The 14,528-nt window shown below is 37.7% G+C and carries 12 protein-coding genes; 9 read left to right on the top strand and 3 right to left on the bottom strand.

Annotation, left to right across the window (positions count from 1 at the left end; translation table 11 throughout):
- Positions 1-380 precede the first annotated feature (380 nt).
- The 6 genes from rny (at position 381) to ACWNMZ_RS16150 (ending at position 7,025) form a co-directional block, all read left to right on the top strand.
- Positions 381-1,952, top strand: a complete 1,572-nt coding sequence (gene rny / locus ACWNMZ_RS16175) for a ribonuclease Y (protein ID WP_235247713.1) — start codon at positions 381-383, stop codon at positions 1,950-1,952.
- Positions 1,953-2,096: 144 nt separating this feature from the next.
- Complete coding sequence (locus tag ACWNMZ_RS16170) at positions 2,097-2,894, top strand: TIGR00282 family metallophosphoesterase (RefSeq protein ID WP_031534615.1); 798 nt, start codon at positions 2,097-2,099, stop codon at positions 2,892-2,894.
- A 174-nt stretch (positions 2,895-3,068) separates the two neighbouring features.
- Positions 3,069-3,329: a stage V sporulation protein SpoVS gene (gene spoVS / locus ACWNMZ_RS16165; protein WP_016201204.1), complete on the top strand. Its 261-nt coding sequence runs from the start codon at positions 3,069-3,071 to the stop codon at positions 3,327-3,329.
- 458 nt (positions 3,330-3,787) lie between these two features.
- Positions 3,788-4,711: a dipeptidase gene (locus tag ACWNMZ_RS16160; protein WP_031534616.1), complete on the top strand. Its 924-nt coding sequence runs from the start codon at positions 3,788-3,790 to the stop codon at positions 4,709-4,711.
- A 383-nt stretch (positions 4,712-5,094) separates the two neighbouring features.
- Positions 5,095-6,645: a tRNA (N6-isopentenyl adenosine(37)-C2)-methylthiotransferase MiaB gene (gene miaB / locus ACWNMZ_RS16155; RefSeq protein WP_235247668.1), complete on the top strand. Its 1,551-nt coding sequence runs from the start codon at positions 5,095-5,097 to the stop codon at positions 6,643-6,645.
- Positions 6,645-7,025 carry a RicAFT regulatory complex protein RicA family protein gene (locus tag ACWNMZ_RS16150; RefSeq protein ID WP_031534619.1) on the top strand — a complete coding sequence of 127 codons (381 nt, stop codon included), beginning with the start codon at positions 6,645-6,647 and terminating at the stop codon, positions 7,023-7,025. The genes miaB and ACWNMZ_RS16150 overlap by 1 nt, the downstream gene beginning before the upstream one ends.
- A gap of 153 nt (positions 7,026-7,178) precedes the next feature.
- Here the strand turns inward: ACWNMZ_RS16150 and ACWNMZ_RS16145 are convergent, their stop codons facing one another.
- The 3 genes from ACWNMZ_RS16145 to ACWNMZ_RS16135 all read right to left on the bottom strand — a co-directional run bounded on the left by ACWNMZ_RS16145 (position 7,179) and on the right by ACWNMZ_RS16135 (position 8,442).
- Positions 7,179-7,532, bottom strand: a complete 354-nt coding sequence (locus ACWNMZ_RS16145) for a hypothetical protein (protein ID WP_235247666.1) — start codon at positions 7,530-7,532, stop codon at positions 7,179-7,181.
- A gap of 109 nt (positions 7,533-7,641) precedes the next feature.
- Positions 7,642-7,950, bottom strand: coding sequence for a hypothetical protein (locus tag ACWNMZ_RS16140; protein ID WP_031534622.1), 309 nt, complete (start codon positions 7,948-7,950; stop codon positions 7,642-7,644).
- A 36-nt stretch (positions 7,951-7,986) separates the two neighbouring features.
- Positions 7,987-8,442 (bottom strand): hypothetical protein, encoded by a 456-nt coding sequence (locus tag ACWNMZ_RS16135; RefSeq protein WP_031534623.1) that lies wholly within the window; start codon positions 8,440-8,442, stop codon positions 7,987-7,989.
- A gap of 351 nt (positions 8,443-8,793) precedes the next feature.
- Between ACWNMZ_RS16135 and ACWNMZ_RS16130 the strand changes: the two genes are divergently transcribed.
- The 3 genes from ACWNMZ_RS16130 to mutL all read left to right on the top strand — a co-directional run bounded on the left by ACWNMZ_RS16130 (position 8,794) and on the right by mutL (position 14,382).
- On the top strand, positions 8,794-9,342 hold the full coding sequence (locus tag ACWNMZ_RS16130) for an outer spore coat protein CotE (RefSeq protein WP_031534625.1): 549 nt from the start codon (positions 8,794-8,796) through the stop codon (positions 9,340-9,342).
- A 289-nt stretch (positions 9,343-9,631) separates the two neighbouring features.
- Positions 9,632-12,253, top strand: a complete 2,622-nt coding sequence (mutS, locus tag ACWNMZ_RS16125) for a DNA mismatch repair protein MutS (protein ID WP_449598684.1) — start codon at positions 9,632-9,634, stop codon at positions 12,251-12,253.
- Positions 12,254-12,465: 212 nt separating this feature from the next.
- The gene (gene mutL / locus ACWNMZ_RS16120; protein ID WP_449598683.1) at positions 12,466-14,382 is read left to right on the top strand and encodes a DNA mismatch repair endonuclease MutL; all 1,917 of its coding nucleotides are present in this window, start codon (positions 12,466-12,468) and stop codon (positions 14,380-14,382) included.
- Positions 14,383-14,528: the final 146 nt, after the last annotated feature.

The raw sequence follows: 14,528 nt of genomic DNA, 5'->3' as shown, positions 1-14,528 counted from the left end.
AAAACATACAGAATAAAAGACTCAATTAGGTTTAACAACCCTATTTTCTGACCATAATACGGATGATAGGTTAGAATATGATAATCTATTATGTTTAATAGGGAGAAATTTCATACATATATAGGAATAATAGAGCAATTGTTAGAGAAAAAGGCTAACAAGATAGCCAATGAGAAATAGGTTAATCCTACTAGTTCAAAGTCTTGACAATAAATTGGTACAACTATACAATTGAATTGTATATTTTACATTTTTATAAGTATGAAAACCTAGAAAACGATAAAATGACTAGGGAAAATTTCGATTGAAAAAAGGAACATTAAGCCAATACTTTTAAAATCGTAACAAACACAATTTGATAGCAAGAGGAGGTGAAAATGATGGATCCACTATTAAAGATCATCTCCATTTTGCTTATTCTAATCGTTATTGCCGTTGTTGGCTTTGTTGTATATTTTATTCGAAAGTCCAATGCTAATGCAAAAATTAGCAATGCAACAATGACTGCTGAACAAATTATTGAAAATGCAAAGCGTGAAGCAGACGCATTGAAAAAAGAAGCTTTGTTAGAAGCAAAGGATGAGATTCACAAGCTTCGTAGTGAAGCAGAACTAGAAGTTCGTGATCGAAGAAATGAACTACAAAAACAAGAAAATCGTTTATTGCAAAAAGAGGAAAATCTTGATCGCAAGGGAGAAGCGTTAGACAAACGTGAATCAGTTTTAGAAAAGAGGGACGATTCTCTTAATAAAAGACAACAGCATATGGAAGAGATGGAAAGCAAAGTGGACGAGATGGTTCGCAAGCAGCAAACAGAACTAGAGCGCATTTCTGGCTTGACTCGAGAAGAGGCAAAGTCCATCATTTTAGACCGTACAGAGCAAGAAGTTGCTCATGATATTGCGGTAATGATCAAAGAAAGTGATACTAGAGCAAAAGAAGAAGCAGATAAAAAGGCTAAAGAAATTCTGTCACTTGCAATCCAACGTTGTGCGGCCGATCATGTTGCAGAGACTACAGTTTCCGTTGTAAACCTTCCAAATGATGAAATGAAAGGGCGAATTATCGGTCGTGAAGGTCGAAATATTCGAACACTTGAAACATTAACAGGAATTGATTTAATTATTGATGATACACCAGAAGCAGTTATTCTCTCTGGTTTTGATCCAATAAGACGTGAAACTGCAAGACTTGCGTTAGATAAGCTCGTTCAGGATGGGCGTATCCATCCAGCTCGTATTGAAGAAATGGTTGATAAAGCGCGCCGGGAAGTGGATGAACATATACGTGAAATCGGGGAACAAACTACGTTTGAAGTCGGAGTTCATGGATTACATCCAGATTTAATTAAGATTCTTGGACGTTTAAAATTCCGTACAAGCTATGGACAAAATGTCTTAAAGCATAGTATGGAAGTGGCTCAATTATCAGGAATTTTAGCTGCTGAACTTGGGGAAGATCAAACCCTTGCCCGCAGAGCTGGACTACTACATGACATTGGGAAAGCTATTGACCATGAAGTAGAAGGAAGCCATGTGGAAATTGGTGTCGAGCTTGCTACCAAGTATAAAGAGCATCCTGTTGTAATCAATAGTATCGCATCCCATCATGGTGATACAGAACCAACTTCAATTATCGCTGTACTAGTAGCAGCAGCTGACGCACTTTCAGCTGCAAGGCCAGGAGCACGAAGAGAAACATTAGAAAATTATATTCGCCGACTTGAGAAATTAGAAGAGATTTCTGAATCTTATGATGGAGTAGAGAAATCATTCGCAATCCAAGCAGGACGTGAGATTCGAATCATGGTGAAACCAGATCTTGTGGATGATTTAGAGTCACATCGATTAGCTCGCGATATTCGTAAGAAAATCGAGGAGGAATTAGATTATCCAGGTCATATAAAAGTAACGGTCATTCGTGAAACAAGAGCGGTTGAATATGCAAAATAAGAAACGGTGCTATTGCACCGTTTTTTTTATCTCCAAAAATGAAGGGCATACTAAAACGTTCCTTAAGGAAAATGGCGTTAGGAGCGAAAGGAATTATATGATACACTGTTACATAGTGAAAAGTAGAAAGTAGGAAATAAAAATATGCATATTTTATTTATTGGGGATGTTGTCGGTTCAATGGGCCGAGACATGATTAAAGAGTACGTACCAAAGCTAAAGGATAAATACAGACCACAGTTAACGATTATCAATGGAGAGAATGCTGCTGGCGGAAAAGGTATTACAGAGAAAATTTATCGTAGCTTTCTGGAAATCGGTGCTCAAGCGATAACAATGGGGAACCATACATGGGATAATCGCGAGATATTTGAGTTTATTGATAAGGCGAAATATTTAGTGCGTCCCGCTAACTTTCCAGAAAATAACCCTGGTAAAGGGATGGTTTTTGTTAAAATTAATGATATGGAAGTAGCTGTTATTAATTTACAAGGTCGTACCTTCATGAATCCAAGTGATGATCCATTTATCGTAATTGATAGCTTAGTGAAGGAAGCGAAAAAGCGTACAAATATAATTTTTGTTGATTTTCACGGAGAAGCAACAAGTGAAAAGCAAGCAATGGGTTGGTATTTAGATGGAAAGGTTACAGCGGTGGTTGGAACACATACACATGTGCAAACAGCTGATAATCGCATTCTTCCAAATGGGACTGCATTTATGGCAGATGTGGGCATGACAGGTCCTTATGATGCTATTCTTGGTATGCAAAAAGAATTGGTGCTAAATCGCTTTTTAACGAATTTGCCAACACGCTTTGAGCCGCCAAAAAGTGGGAGAGCTCAGCTGAGCGGATGTCTGATTGAAGTAGATAAGAAGACAGGTAAAGCAAAGAAAATTGAGCGCATTTTAATTAATGAGGACCACCCCTTTTATTCCTAACAGAATGTAGCTCTTCCTTTTTCCCTGAAAATCAAATATTTTCTAAGTTTTTATGTCCAAGCTGGAATATGTGTATTAAACTTGGAATATAGTAACATTGGAATGATATATATCCTGATATGTTCATTAATCTTAATGAAACATGCGGGGGGGTTAAACAAGGAGGAGCTAGAAATGGAGATATTAAAGGTTTCAGCAAAGTCTAGTCCCAATTCTGTAGCTGGTGCGCTTGCAGGTGTTCTACGAGAAAGAGGTGGAGCGGAAATCCAGGCAATTGGTGCAGGTGCATTAAATCAAGCGGTTAAAGCAGTTGCTATCGCAAGAGGGTTTGTAGCACCTAGCGGAGTGGATTTAATCTGTATCCCTGCCTTCACTGATATTGTAATTGACGGTGAGGAAAGAACGGCCATCAAGCTTATTGTGGAGCCTAGATAAAGAGAAAATAAGATTATAGGAAAAAAAGAAAGGAAAGCGTGATGCTCATGCTTTCCCCGATTTATCCCTTCTTATGGTTGGTGAATTTGCTCGAGCAGCTTGAATCCTTTTAGGGAGATTTTAATTTAGAATGAAATAGAGCAAACCTTCAAAAAGAAGGGGGGTGTCTTATCGATTAGGTTTCGTTCCACAGCAGCAAGAGTTAAGTTAGAGAATAGACATTCTTTTTAACGAATCTCTTAAAAGCTGTGCTTTTTGTAACCGAATGAATGAGACATCCTTTCTTTTTTATTATGGCTGTGATTCATCAGGTTTGCCTCTTTAACCATTCAAAACAACTTTTTTTAAAATTGAAAATTCAGGTTTAAATAGTTTGAGATTAATGATATCTTGGTGGAAGGCCAATTAAGATTTACATAGAAGAAAATAAAGAGCATAATCGTATAGGAGTGAATTTTTTGAATTACTTTGATGGGCATTGCGATGTATTATTAAAAATGTTTAAGGATAAAATGATTAATTTTCAGAATAGTAAAAAACTTCATATAACGAAAGAAGGACTCCAAAAGGGTGGAGCAAAGATCCAATGCTTTGCCATCTATATTCCAGAATCCATTCATCCAGATATGAAGTTTGAAGCTGCATTATCCATGGCAACTATTTTTAATGAAAAAATCCTACAGCCCAACCCAGATCTCAAATTTATCCGTAATAAAATGGATATCGAGCAATTGAAAGATGGAGAAATTGGCGCGATCCTAACACTTGAGGGCTGTGATGCAATCGCTGGCGATTTATTGAAATTAAAGACATTGCTTCAATTAGGCGTATCAGCAGTCGGACTAACCTGGAACTACGCCAATGCTGTTGCAGATGGTGCGTTAGAGCCAAGAGGGGCTGGTTTATCTTTATTTGGAAGAGAAACAGTAAAACTACTAAATCAACAAGATATATTAGTAGATGTTTCCCACTTGTCAGAAAACTCCTTCTGGGATGTCATGGAACTTGCCGATCATCCGTATGCATCCCACTCAAATACATATAATCTTTGTCCACATCCTCGTAATCTACGAGATGACCAAATAAAGGCTTTGATTGAAGCAGACAGCGTAATCGGGATTACTTTTGTGCCGCAATTTTTAAGTGGCACAAATGCTGCAACCATTACAGATGTATTACGGCATTTAGATTATATCTGTTCCCTAGGAGGAGAGGATCATGTCGGCTTTGGTTCTGATTTTGATGGAATCTCTCAAACCGTTAAAGGGTTATCTTCTACTGCCGATTACCCGAATCTAATTAACGAACTTATGAAATATTATACTAGTAGCCAAGTAGAGAAGTTTTTATTTTCGAATATGGTAAAAAGATTTCCGAAATAAAGGGTAATTTTAAAAAGCATCCGGGCAGTTGCGTTCTCTCCTTTTGAGGTAGGAAAACGCAACTGCCCGTTGCTGTAAGATTCCTATATATAGATAAAGAAAATAGTAGAAATTCTTCTTTCTAACCTAGCTATTGTTTTCAAAAGGTCAAAGGCTTATACTAGAATAATGAAAATATGTCTATAAAGAATAGTACATATGAAGAAAAGATTGTTGTTTATATTGCGACAGTACCGAACTTCTGCGGGGAGCAAGTGGTTAACCTGGCTAAATCAGTGGAAACCATGTTATAAAGAAAACAATCTATAAGAACTAACCTAAACCATGTATATTAACAAACTTATGGATGAAACAAGTTCATCGATAAGAGAGGAGTAGTTGAAATGAACGAAAAACAACGTTTAGAAGGACAAAAAATTGAAAGCAATAATTCTTCGGACAAAAAATCCGAAAAGGATTACAGCAAATATTTCGAAACAGTGTATAAAGCACCATCTTTAAAAGATGCCAAAAGACGTGGAAAAGAAGAAGTTCGTTATGAAAAAGATTTCTCTATTTCCGAACAATTCCGTGGAATGGGAGAAGGACGCAAATTCTACATTCGCACATACGGTTGTCAAATGAATGAGCATGATACAGAGGTAATGGCAGGAATTTTCTTAGCATTAGGCTATGAAGCTACAGATACTGTAGATGATGCCAATGTTATTCTTCTTAATACATGCGCGATTCGTGAAAATGCAGAAAATAAAGTATTTGGTGAATTAGGACATTTAAAGCATTTAAAAACAGAAAAACCAGATCTTTTAATCGGGGTTTGTGGCTGTATGTCCCAAGAAGAATCCGTAGTAAATAAGATTTTAAAAACATACACACAAGTAGATATGATCTTTGGAACACATAATATTCACCGTTTACCAAATATTCTTCAAGAAGCATATATGTCTAAAGAAATGGTTGTGGAAGTTTGGTCTAAAGAAGGGGACGTTATCGAGAACCTTCCGAAAGTACGTAACGGAAAAATAAAAGCATGGGTTAATATCATGTATGGCTGTGATAAATTCTGTACCTATTGTATCGTTCCATATACTCGAGGAAAAGAACGTAGCCGCCGTCCAGAGGATATTATTCAAGAAGTACGTCAATTGGCTGCACAAGGTTATAAAGAAATCACCTTGCTTGGTCAAAATGTAAACGCCTATGGAAAAGATTTCACGGACATTGATTTCCGCTTCGGTGATTTAATGGAAGAAATGCGCAAAATTGATATCCCACGTGTTCGTTTTACTACAAGTCATCCACGTGATTTTGATGATCATTTAATCGAAGTGCTTTCTAAAGGCGGTAACTTAGTAGAACATATCCATTTACCAGTTCAGTCTGGTTCATCAGATGTGTTAAAAATTATGGCACGTAAATATACGAGAGAAAAATACTTAGAATTAGTTCGCAAAATGAAGGCAGCTATTCCTAATTTAACACTAACAACAGATATTATTGTTGGGTACCCAAATGAAACAGATGAGCAATTCGAAGAAACATTGTCTCTTTACAAAGAGGTTGGCTTTGAAGCGGCTTATACATTCATTTATTCACCGCGTGAAGGTACGCCAGCTGCGAAAATGAAAGATAATGTTCCAATGGAAGTGAAAAAGGAACGTTTACAGCGCCTAAATGCTTTAGTTAATGAGTATTCTGCTAATTCCATGAAGGGCTACCAAGATCAAATTGTGGAAGTCCTTGTGGAAGGGGAAAGTAAGAATAATCCAGATGTACTTGCTGGATATACACGCAAAAACAAGCTAGTAAACTTTGTTGGACCAAAATCAGCTATCGGTAAACTTGTATCTGTTAAAATTACGGATGCGAAAACATGGTCATTAAACGGGGAAATGATTGAGGTATTAGAAGCGGAAGCTGTTGAGGCAAACTAATGGCTAAGTATACAAAAGAAGAAATCATCGAGCGAACAGAACAACTTGCCAAGATGATTCGTGATACAGAAGAAGTCGAATTTTATCAGCGGGCAGAACAGCAAATCAATCAAAACAAAAAAGTGAATGATCGAATTGCTCAAATCAAAAAATTGCAAAAACAAGCAGTTAACCTTCAGCACTATGGGAAAATTGCGGCTTTAAAAGAAACAGAAGCAAAAATTGATGCCTTGCAAAAAGAAATCGATGAGCTTCCAATCGTCAGCGAATTTAAAGAATCACAGGAAATCGTTAACGATATGCTTCAAATGATAACAAAAACAATCGCAAACACAGTTGAAACCGAAATTCTTTCCGTTGATAAGAAGAAAGAAGAGTAAAAAGGGTTTTTGTTAGATTAGAATGTTCATTGAGTTAAATAACGTTTAACATTCTTCCGTTGATTGGAGCTGAAAGCAATAGGCTTCATTTATTTGCGAATACAATTAAAATGCCCAAAAGTAGAAAAACCAAGCATATTCTCGCTTGGTTTTTTACTTATTTTGATTATTTAAAATGTTAATTGCTCGTAAGAAAGCTTTCCGATATTCCTGTTGTTCCTTCATAGCTGTTTGCAAGGTAGAAAGCAGTGCTTTATTCAGCTGTTTCGTTTCTTTATCTTTCGCATTTCCATTATTAATCGTTTGTTGAAGAAATGTATAGACTAGAAATAGAACAGAATAGTTATCTACATAAGTTAGACTGACAGCACTTCCGCCATTTCCTCCTTCTGCATGTGTATTAACAGAAGGTCCTCCCGTTTCCAATATTTTATCAATAAGTTCCTCTGGTACGCCAAGCTCCTTCAATTTCTCAGCAGTTAAGCCAATATTTTTCTCTTGCGCCATTCTTTTCCCTCCTCCTGTTAGATATGTAAAAGAAAAGGGCAACCATCAATATGATGTTGCCCTTTATTATATGCTTCTCTCTTATAGGAGTGATTATCTTTAAAGGTGATTAACCTTCGTTCACCATTTCAGGGCTGTTTTCGTTGTAAGATACAGCAGTAGCAGCACCAGCAACGTTAGCATTAACTAAAATACCACCAACAAAGAAGTTTAATAAGTTAACACCTACAGCAGCACCACCAGCAGCACCAGAAGCAGTAAATTGGTTAGCAAGGTTACCATTTCCTTGAGTAGCGTTAGTGAATCCGCGAAGTTCTGCCCCTTTATTTCCAATGCCTTTACCTTTAGCAGTAACATCAGTACCAGCAACGCCAGAACCGTTACCTTTGTGACAATCAGATGTGTAGTTAGACAACATATGATTTCACCTCCTTTCAAAAGTAAGATAAATTCATTATTTTTTGATAAAATCTGATAAATCTAGTGAAAAAATAGGCTTGCCATTCACGTTTAATTGGAGATTCCCATCATCATTTGAAGCATCAATAACAGGTAATTTCTCCTGTATCTTACTTAATGTTTCTTGATTTATTAAACTCTTTAGCGTTTCTGGATTAAGATTCGGCATTACTTTATCTTTAAGCGAATCTAAATCGATATTAGCCACTTTTTCTTTAATAGAATCTAAGTCAACATTCGATGCAACCTTTTCTTTCACTGCCTCCATGGTTCTTTCAGATACATTGCTTTTTAAACCTTCTGTTAATTTTTGAACCAATCCACCCATTTCAGTAGATAACTTACCGACTAATTCTTGTGCGTATTTAGCTCCTTCTTCACCAGAAACCTCTTTGCCATTTACATTGAATTTAAAATCAAACTGATCGTTGTTATTAAATAACCCTGCCAACTTCCTCACCCCCTTACCGTATACTACAGTATATAAAGATTTGACCAAGCTGTATCCGCGAATGTATTAATACAAACGCATATTTTTTTATGAGTTAAAAATTTTATCGAAGGAATGCTGAGTTTTACCCATAAATAGAATGGAAGTAGATCCATTCAAAGGCATGGAGTGGAGCTTTGCAAAAGCAAGGATATCCGTCTAGAAAAATGGCTAATATCGGCACACTTACCCAAGTTTTACATACAATGAAGTAGATTTAAGCATTACTTACAGTCTTTAAAATTTGTCGCACACTAGACTCCTATCCCGCATAGGATGAAATGAAAATGAATGAGGAGGTTTCGCTCGAACATGGGAGAATATAGAGAGATTATTACAAAGGCAGTCGTAGCGAAAGGACGCAAATTCACAAAATCCAATCATACGATCTGTCCAGACAACAGCCCTTCAAGCATCTTGGGCTGCTGGATTATCAACCATACGTATGAGGCAGAAAAGGTTGGTAAAACAGTAGAAATTTGCGGATACTATGACATTAACGTTTGGTATTCCTATAATGACAACACACAAACAGAAGTCGTTACAGAGCGTGTAAAATATACAGATGTCATTAAACTAAAATATCGTGATCCTGACTGCCTAGAAGACCACGATGTGATTGCAACAGTATTACAGCAACCAAACTGTATCGAAGCAGTAATTTCTCCAAATGGCAATAAAATTATTGTTCATGTAGAAAGAGAATTTATTGTAGAAGTTATTGGAGAAACAAAAATTTGTGTAGAAGTATGCACAGATGAATGTGGTAAAGATGACGACACATGGTTTGAAGATGACGTAGAAGACGAAGAATTTGAAGAATTAAATCCAGACTTTTTAGTAGGCGGAGAAGAAGAGTAAAGGCTAGGAGCTTCCTAGTCTTTTTTTCTTGAACCTTTTTAATACGCTGTTTACATAAAGTTTGTTGCTAGAACCTCACAGCCTGAGGAGGCGCATCTTTTTCCCCGGCTAATCTTATGTCTCGAGCGAAATGGAACGAACAAGTTATCAAATCTAACTTTACTTAAAGAATAAAAGTTTTATATGTTTACAATAGCTGTTTTTTCCCAAAACCCCCCACTCAAATATTCTATTTCTTTATGGTATAATGAGAAAATAATAGATTTGGACTTGGATTTTGGAGGAAGTTATGACAACATATACGCCAATGATACAACAATACTTACAGGTAAAGGCAGATTATCAGGATGCCTTTTTATTTTTTCGTTTAGGAGATTTTTACGAAATGTTCTTTGATGATGCGATCAAAGCATCACAAGAGCTTGAAATTACGTTAACGAGCAGAGAAGGGGGCGGAGCAGAGCGAATTCCAATGTGTGGAGTTCCTCACCATTCTGCGCCAAACTATATTGAACATCTTGTTGAGCGTGGCTACAAAGTGGCAATTTGTGAACAAACAGAAGACCCGAAGCAAGCAAAGGGTGTCGTAAAAAGAGAAGTGGTTCAGCTAATCACACCTGGTACGATGATGGAAGGGAAAAATTTATCAGATAAAGAAAACAATTATATTGCAACCATATCAACACTGACGGACGAAAAATTTGGCTTTGCATACAGCGATTTATCGACAGGGGAAAGCAAGGCAACCATATTAACTGGAATCGATTCATTATTGAATGAATTATCGTTATCAGGAGCGAAAGAAGTGGTTGTTGCAGACGATTTTTCAAAAGAGTATTTGAAAAGATTACAGGAGCGGGGAACGATAACCCTTTCGATTGAAAATGATATTGTTGAAAAAGACATGCATGTTTCTTTATTACAAGGAATAGAAGAACAATCACTGAAAAACACCGTTGCTCGTTTGTTCAATTACTTATATCGTACACAAAAACGAAGCCTTGATCACTTACAGCCAGTTTCAATTTATGTAATCGATCAATTTATGAAAATTGATTATTATTCAAAGCGAAATTTAGAGTTAACAGAAACGATTCGTTCAAAAGGGAAAAAAGGTTCACTGCTATGGCTTTTGGATGAAACGAAAACTGCGATGGGTGGCAGATTGCTAAAACAATGGATCGATCGTCCATTATTAAATAAGGACGAGATTGAAAATCGCCAAAACTTAGTAGAAACAATGATTAGTCATTATTTTGAGCGTCAAGATTTGCGAGAAAAATTAAAGGAAGTATACGATTTAGAACGCTTAGCAGGTCGCGTTGCTTTCGGTAATGTCAATGCAAGAGATCTTGTACAGTTAAAAAAGTCGTTGCAACAGGTGCCAATTATTCAGCAAATCGTTGCATCTTTCGGGTCAAAAGAAGCAAGCATCCTTGCAGATAAACTAGACCCATGTGAAGACATTACCGATTTATTAGAACGTGCGATTGTGGAAAATCCACCACTTTCGATTAAAGAAGGAAATATCATTTTAGACGGCTATCATTCCGAATTAGATAGTTACCGCGATGCAAGCCGAAACGGTAAGACCTGGATTGCCCAGCTGGAAAGAGAAGAGCGGGAAAAAACAGGCATTAAATCACTGAAAATCGGCTATAACCGTGTATTTGGCTACTATATTGAAGTAACACGTGCCAATGTTCATCTTTTACAGGAAGGACAATATGAGCGCAAACAGACACTTGCCAATGCAGAACGTTATATTACGCCTGCATTAAAGGAAAAAGAGAGCCTAATCTTACAAGCGGAAGAAAAAATGGTCGAGCTGGAATATGAAATTTTTACGACAATCCGCGAAACGATTAAAGAATATATTCCCCGCTTACAGAAGCTAGCCAAAACAGTAAGTGCACTAGATGTATTGCAGTGTTTTGCAACTGTCAGTGAGGATCGTCGCTATGTGAAGCCGCAATTTTCTGCGGACCGAACACTTTCTATTAAAAATGGCCGTCACCCTGTAGTAGAAAAGGTGATGAACGCACAGAGCTATGTAGCAAATGATTGCACCATGCATAAAGACCGAGAATTACTGTTAATTACAGGACCGAATATGTCTGGTAAAAGTACGTATATGCGCCAGATTGCTTTAACCAGTATTTTAGCGCAAATTGGTTGTTACGTCCCAGCAGACGAAGCAGTTCTTCCGCTATTTGACCAAGTATTTACAAGAATTGGTGCCGCAGATGATCTTATTTCTGGACAGAGTACGTTTATGGTTGAGATGCTAGAAGCGAGAAATGCCCTGTTGCATGCCACCAATAATAGTTTAATCTTATTCGATGAAATTGGCCGAGGCACAAGTACCTATGATGGAATGGCGCTTGCACAAGCCATTATTGAATATATCCACCATGAAGTCGGGGCAAAGACATTATTCTCGACTCACTATCATGAGCTAACCGTACTTGCAGATGAGCTTCCGTCCTTAAGCAATGTTCATGTAAGTGCGATGGAGCAAAATGGAAAAGTTGTCTTCCTTCACAAAATAAAAGAAGGAGCAGCAGATAAAAGCTATGGTATTCACGTCGCCCAGCTTGCAGAATTACCAGAGGCACTTATTGAACGAGCACAAGAGCTATTAACAAGCCTAGAGCAAAAAGATCAATTCGCTGAAGAAGCAGCAGTGGCGGAAGTCGAGCAACCTACCGTAAAAGCAGAAAAGATCGAAGAAGAGGCACAATTATCCTTCTTTGGTACAGAAGAAGAGAAAAAGCCGCACAAAGTGCTTTCTACTAAGGAAAAGCAAATTGTAGCGAAGCTTAAAGAGATAGATATTCTAGAAATGACGCCAATGCAGGCATTAAATACATTATATGAGCTTCATAAGAAAGTACGAAATGATGGATGAAGTGGTTTCATGAGTTGGATGAACGCCGGAAATAGCAGTACTGTTAGGAAAAGTGGTTTTCATAAGCGGGATGAACGCCAGAAACCAGAGGAACTTCGGCAAAAGTGGTTTTCATAAGTAAGATGATAGCTGAAATGAAAACCGCAGTTCAATCTAACACATAAACTGCCCACTTAATCTGAATAAAAGTAAGAAAGAAAAGAGGAGAAGCAATGGCAAAGATTATTCAACTGGATGATGCACTTTCGAATAAAATTGCTGCAGGTGAAGTTGTTGAGCGGCCAGCCTCTGTTGTAAAAGAGTTAGTAGAAAATAGTATTGACGCAAAAAGTACTTCGATTGAAATTTTTATCGAAGAGGCTGGTTTAGAGAGCATCCGCATTCTTGATAATGGACTAGGAATTGACGAAGAGGATGTCTTAACTGCTTTTTCCAGACATGCGACAAGTAAAATTAAAGACGAAAATGACTTATTCCGGATTCGTACCCTTGGCTTCAGAGGAGAGGCACTACCAAGTATTGCCTCTGTCTCACAAGTTACCTTAACAACTTCCACTGGGGAAAAGGGTACAACGATCGAACTCAAAGGCGGTCATTTAGTGAAACAGGAAGGCGCACCTGGAAGAAGAGGTACAGAGATTATCGTCAGCGATTTGTTCTTTAATACGCCAGCAAGATTAAAATATATGAAATCGATTCATACTGAGCTTGGCAATATTACTGATATCGTCAATCGACTTGCCCTTGCGCATCCTGATATTAGCTTTCGCCTAGTCCATAATGACCGAAAGCTCCTTCATACGAATGGCAATGGGGATGTAAGACAAGTTCTTGCGAGCATTTATGGCTTAACTATTGCAAAAAAAATGATTCCAATTTCAGCAAGCACCCTTGACTTTAAATTAAGTGGCTATATGGCGCTGCCAGAAATTACACGAGCGTCACGTAACTATATTTCCACGATGATTAATGGACGCTTTATTAAAAACTATTCTCTCGTACGTAGCATTCAGGAAGGCTATCATACGTTGCTGCCGATTGGAAGATATCCAATTGTTCTCTTAAATGTGGAAATGGATCCGATTCTAGTTGATGTCAATGTCCATCCATCGAAAATGGAAGTGCGCTTTAGTAAAGAACAAGAGCTGTATGAACTTGTAAGTACTACCATTAAAGCAGCTTTCAAGAAAAAAGAGCTTATTCCAGCTGGACTAATCCGCGAGAAAAAGACTGCACCAAAAGAAGAGCAAGCAGCGTTTAGCTTTGACACGGTGCGTGAGCCAGCAATGCCAATATCTGCTCCAAAATCAGAACCAACTGTTTCGATTTCAACAGAAGAGCAAGAGGAAAAGCCAACTTGGAACGAGCCAATAGAAGAACCACCAAGTAGTTGGCAAGCTGGAGAAGCTAGAGAAGAAACAACAATAACAGATACCACAGCCTTTTTCTTTGAACAGAAAGGAAGCAATTTCATTCCAACTGCACCAGTAGAAGAGATAGAGGAAACGTGGGGTGAGGAAGAAATAGCCGACGTCGTGGAAGGTCCCAGAGTTCCGCCCCTTTATCCAATTGGGCAAATGCACGGAACTTACATCTTTGCGCAAAACGAAAGAGGACTATACATCATCGACCAGCACGCAGCCCAAGAACGAATCAAATACGAATTTTTCCGGGAAAAAGTTGGAGAAGTGCATAATGAATTACAGGAAATGCTCATCCCATTAACATTAGATTATTCTCTAGATGAATGGATGAAAATAGAAGAAAATAAAGCTGAATTAGAAAAAGTAGGCGTATTTCTCGAACCATTTGGCCAGCAAAGCTACCTAGTTCGCTCCCATCCACAATGGTTCCCAAAAGGAGAAGAAAAAGAAACAATCGAAGAAATGATCGAACAAGTTCTCTCCATGAGAAAAGTAGACATCAAGCTTTTACGAGAAGAAGCAGCCATTATGATGAGCTGCAAAGGCTCTATTAAAGCAAACCGCCATTTGCGAAATGATGAGATTCAAAGTTTATTAGACGAACTTCGGACTACATCCGATCCATTTACCTGTCCGCATGGTAGACCGATTATTGTGCATTATTCGACTTATGAGATGGAGAAGATGTTCAAGAGAGTTATGTAAATAATAAAGTGAGCCCCTATAATATTCCTTATTGAACTAGAAAAATACACTAATTGAATGGGAAGGCTTAGAATTTAATCATCTTGTGTAATATAAAGGTCTGCCCCGAAAATCAGCATCCACTGATTTTTGGGGTAGACCTTTTT

The organism is Niallia sp. Marseille-Q9988, from assembly GCF_976954375.1.
The sequence above is the reverse complement of the archived record's forward strand: the minus strand, read 5'-3'. Positions and strand labels throughout refer to the sequence as shown.

What these genes read in the sequence shown, in the direction of transcription:
- rny (WP_235247713.1), top strand. Translation starts at nt 381, where the DNA reads ATGGATCCACTATTAAAGATCATCTCCATTTTGCTTATTCTAATCGTT.
- ACWNMZ_RS16170 (WP_031534615.1), top strand. Translation starts at nt 2,097, where the DNA reads ATGCATATTTTATTTATTGGGGATGTTGTCGGTTCAATGGGCCGAGAC.
- spoVS (WP_016201204.1), top strand. Translation starts at nt 3,069, where the DNA reads ATGGAGATATTAAAGGTTTCAGCAAAGTCTAGTCCCAATTCTGTAGCT.
- miaB (WP_235247668.1), top strand. Translation starts at nt 5,095, where the DNA reads ATGAACGAAAAACAACGTTTAGAAGGACAAAAAATTGAAAGCAATAAT.
- ACWNMZ_RS16150 (WP_031534619.1), top strand. Translation starts at nt 6,645, where the DNA reads ATGGCTAAGTATACAAAAGAAGAAATCATCGAGCGAACAGAACAACTT.
- ACWNMZ_RS16145 (WP_235247666.1), bottom strand. Translation starts at nt 7,532, where the DNA reads ATGGCGCAAGAGAAAAATATTGGCTTAACTGCTGAGAAATTGAAGGAG.
- ACWNMZ_RS16140 (WP_031534622.1), bottom strand. Translation starts at nt 7,950, where the DNA reads ATGTTGTCTAACTACACATCTGATTGTCACAAAGGTAACGGTTCTGGC.
- ACWNMZ_RS16130 (WP_031534625.1), top strand. Translation starts at nt 8,794, where the DNA reads ATGGGAGAATATAGAGAGATTATTACAAAGGCAGTCGTAGCGAAAGGA.
- mutS (WP_449598684.1), top strand. Translation starts at nt 9,632, where the DNA reads ATGACAACATATACGCCAATGATACAACAATACTTACAGGTAAAGGCA.
- mutL (WP_449598683.1), top strand. Translation starts at nt 12,466, where the DNA reads ATGGCAAAGATTATTCAACTGGATGATGCACTTTCGAATAAAATTGCT.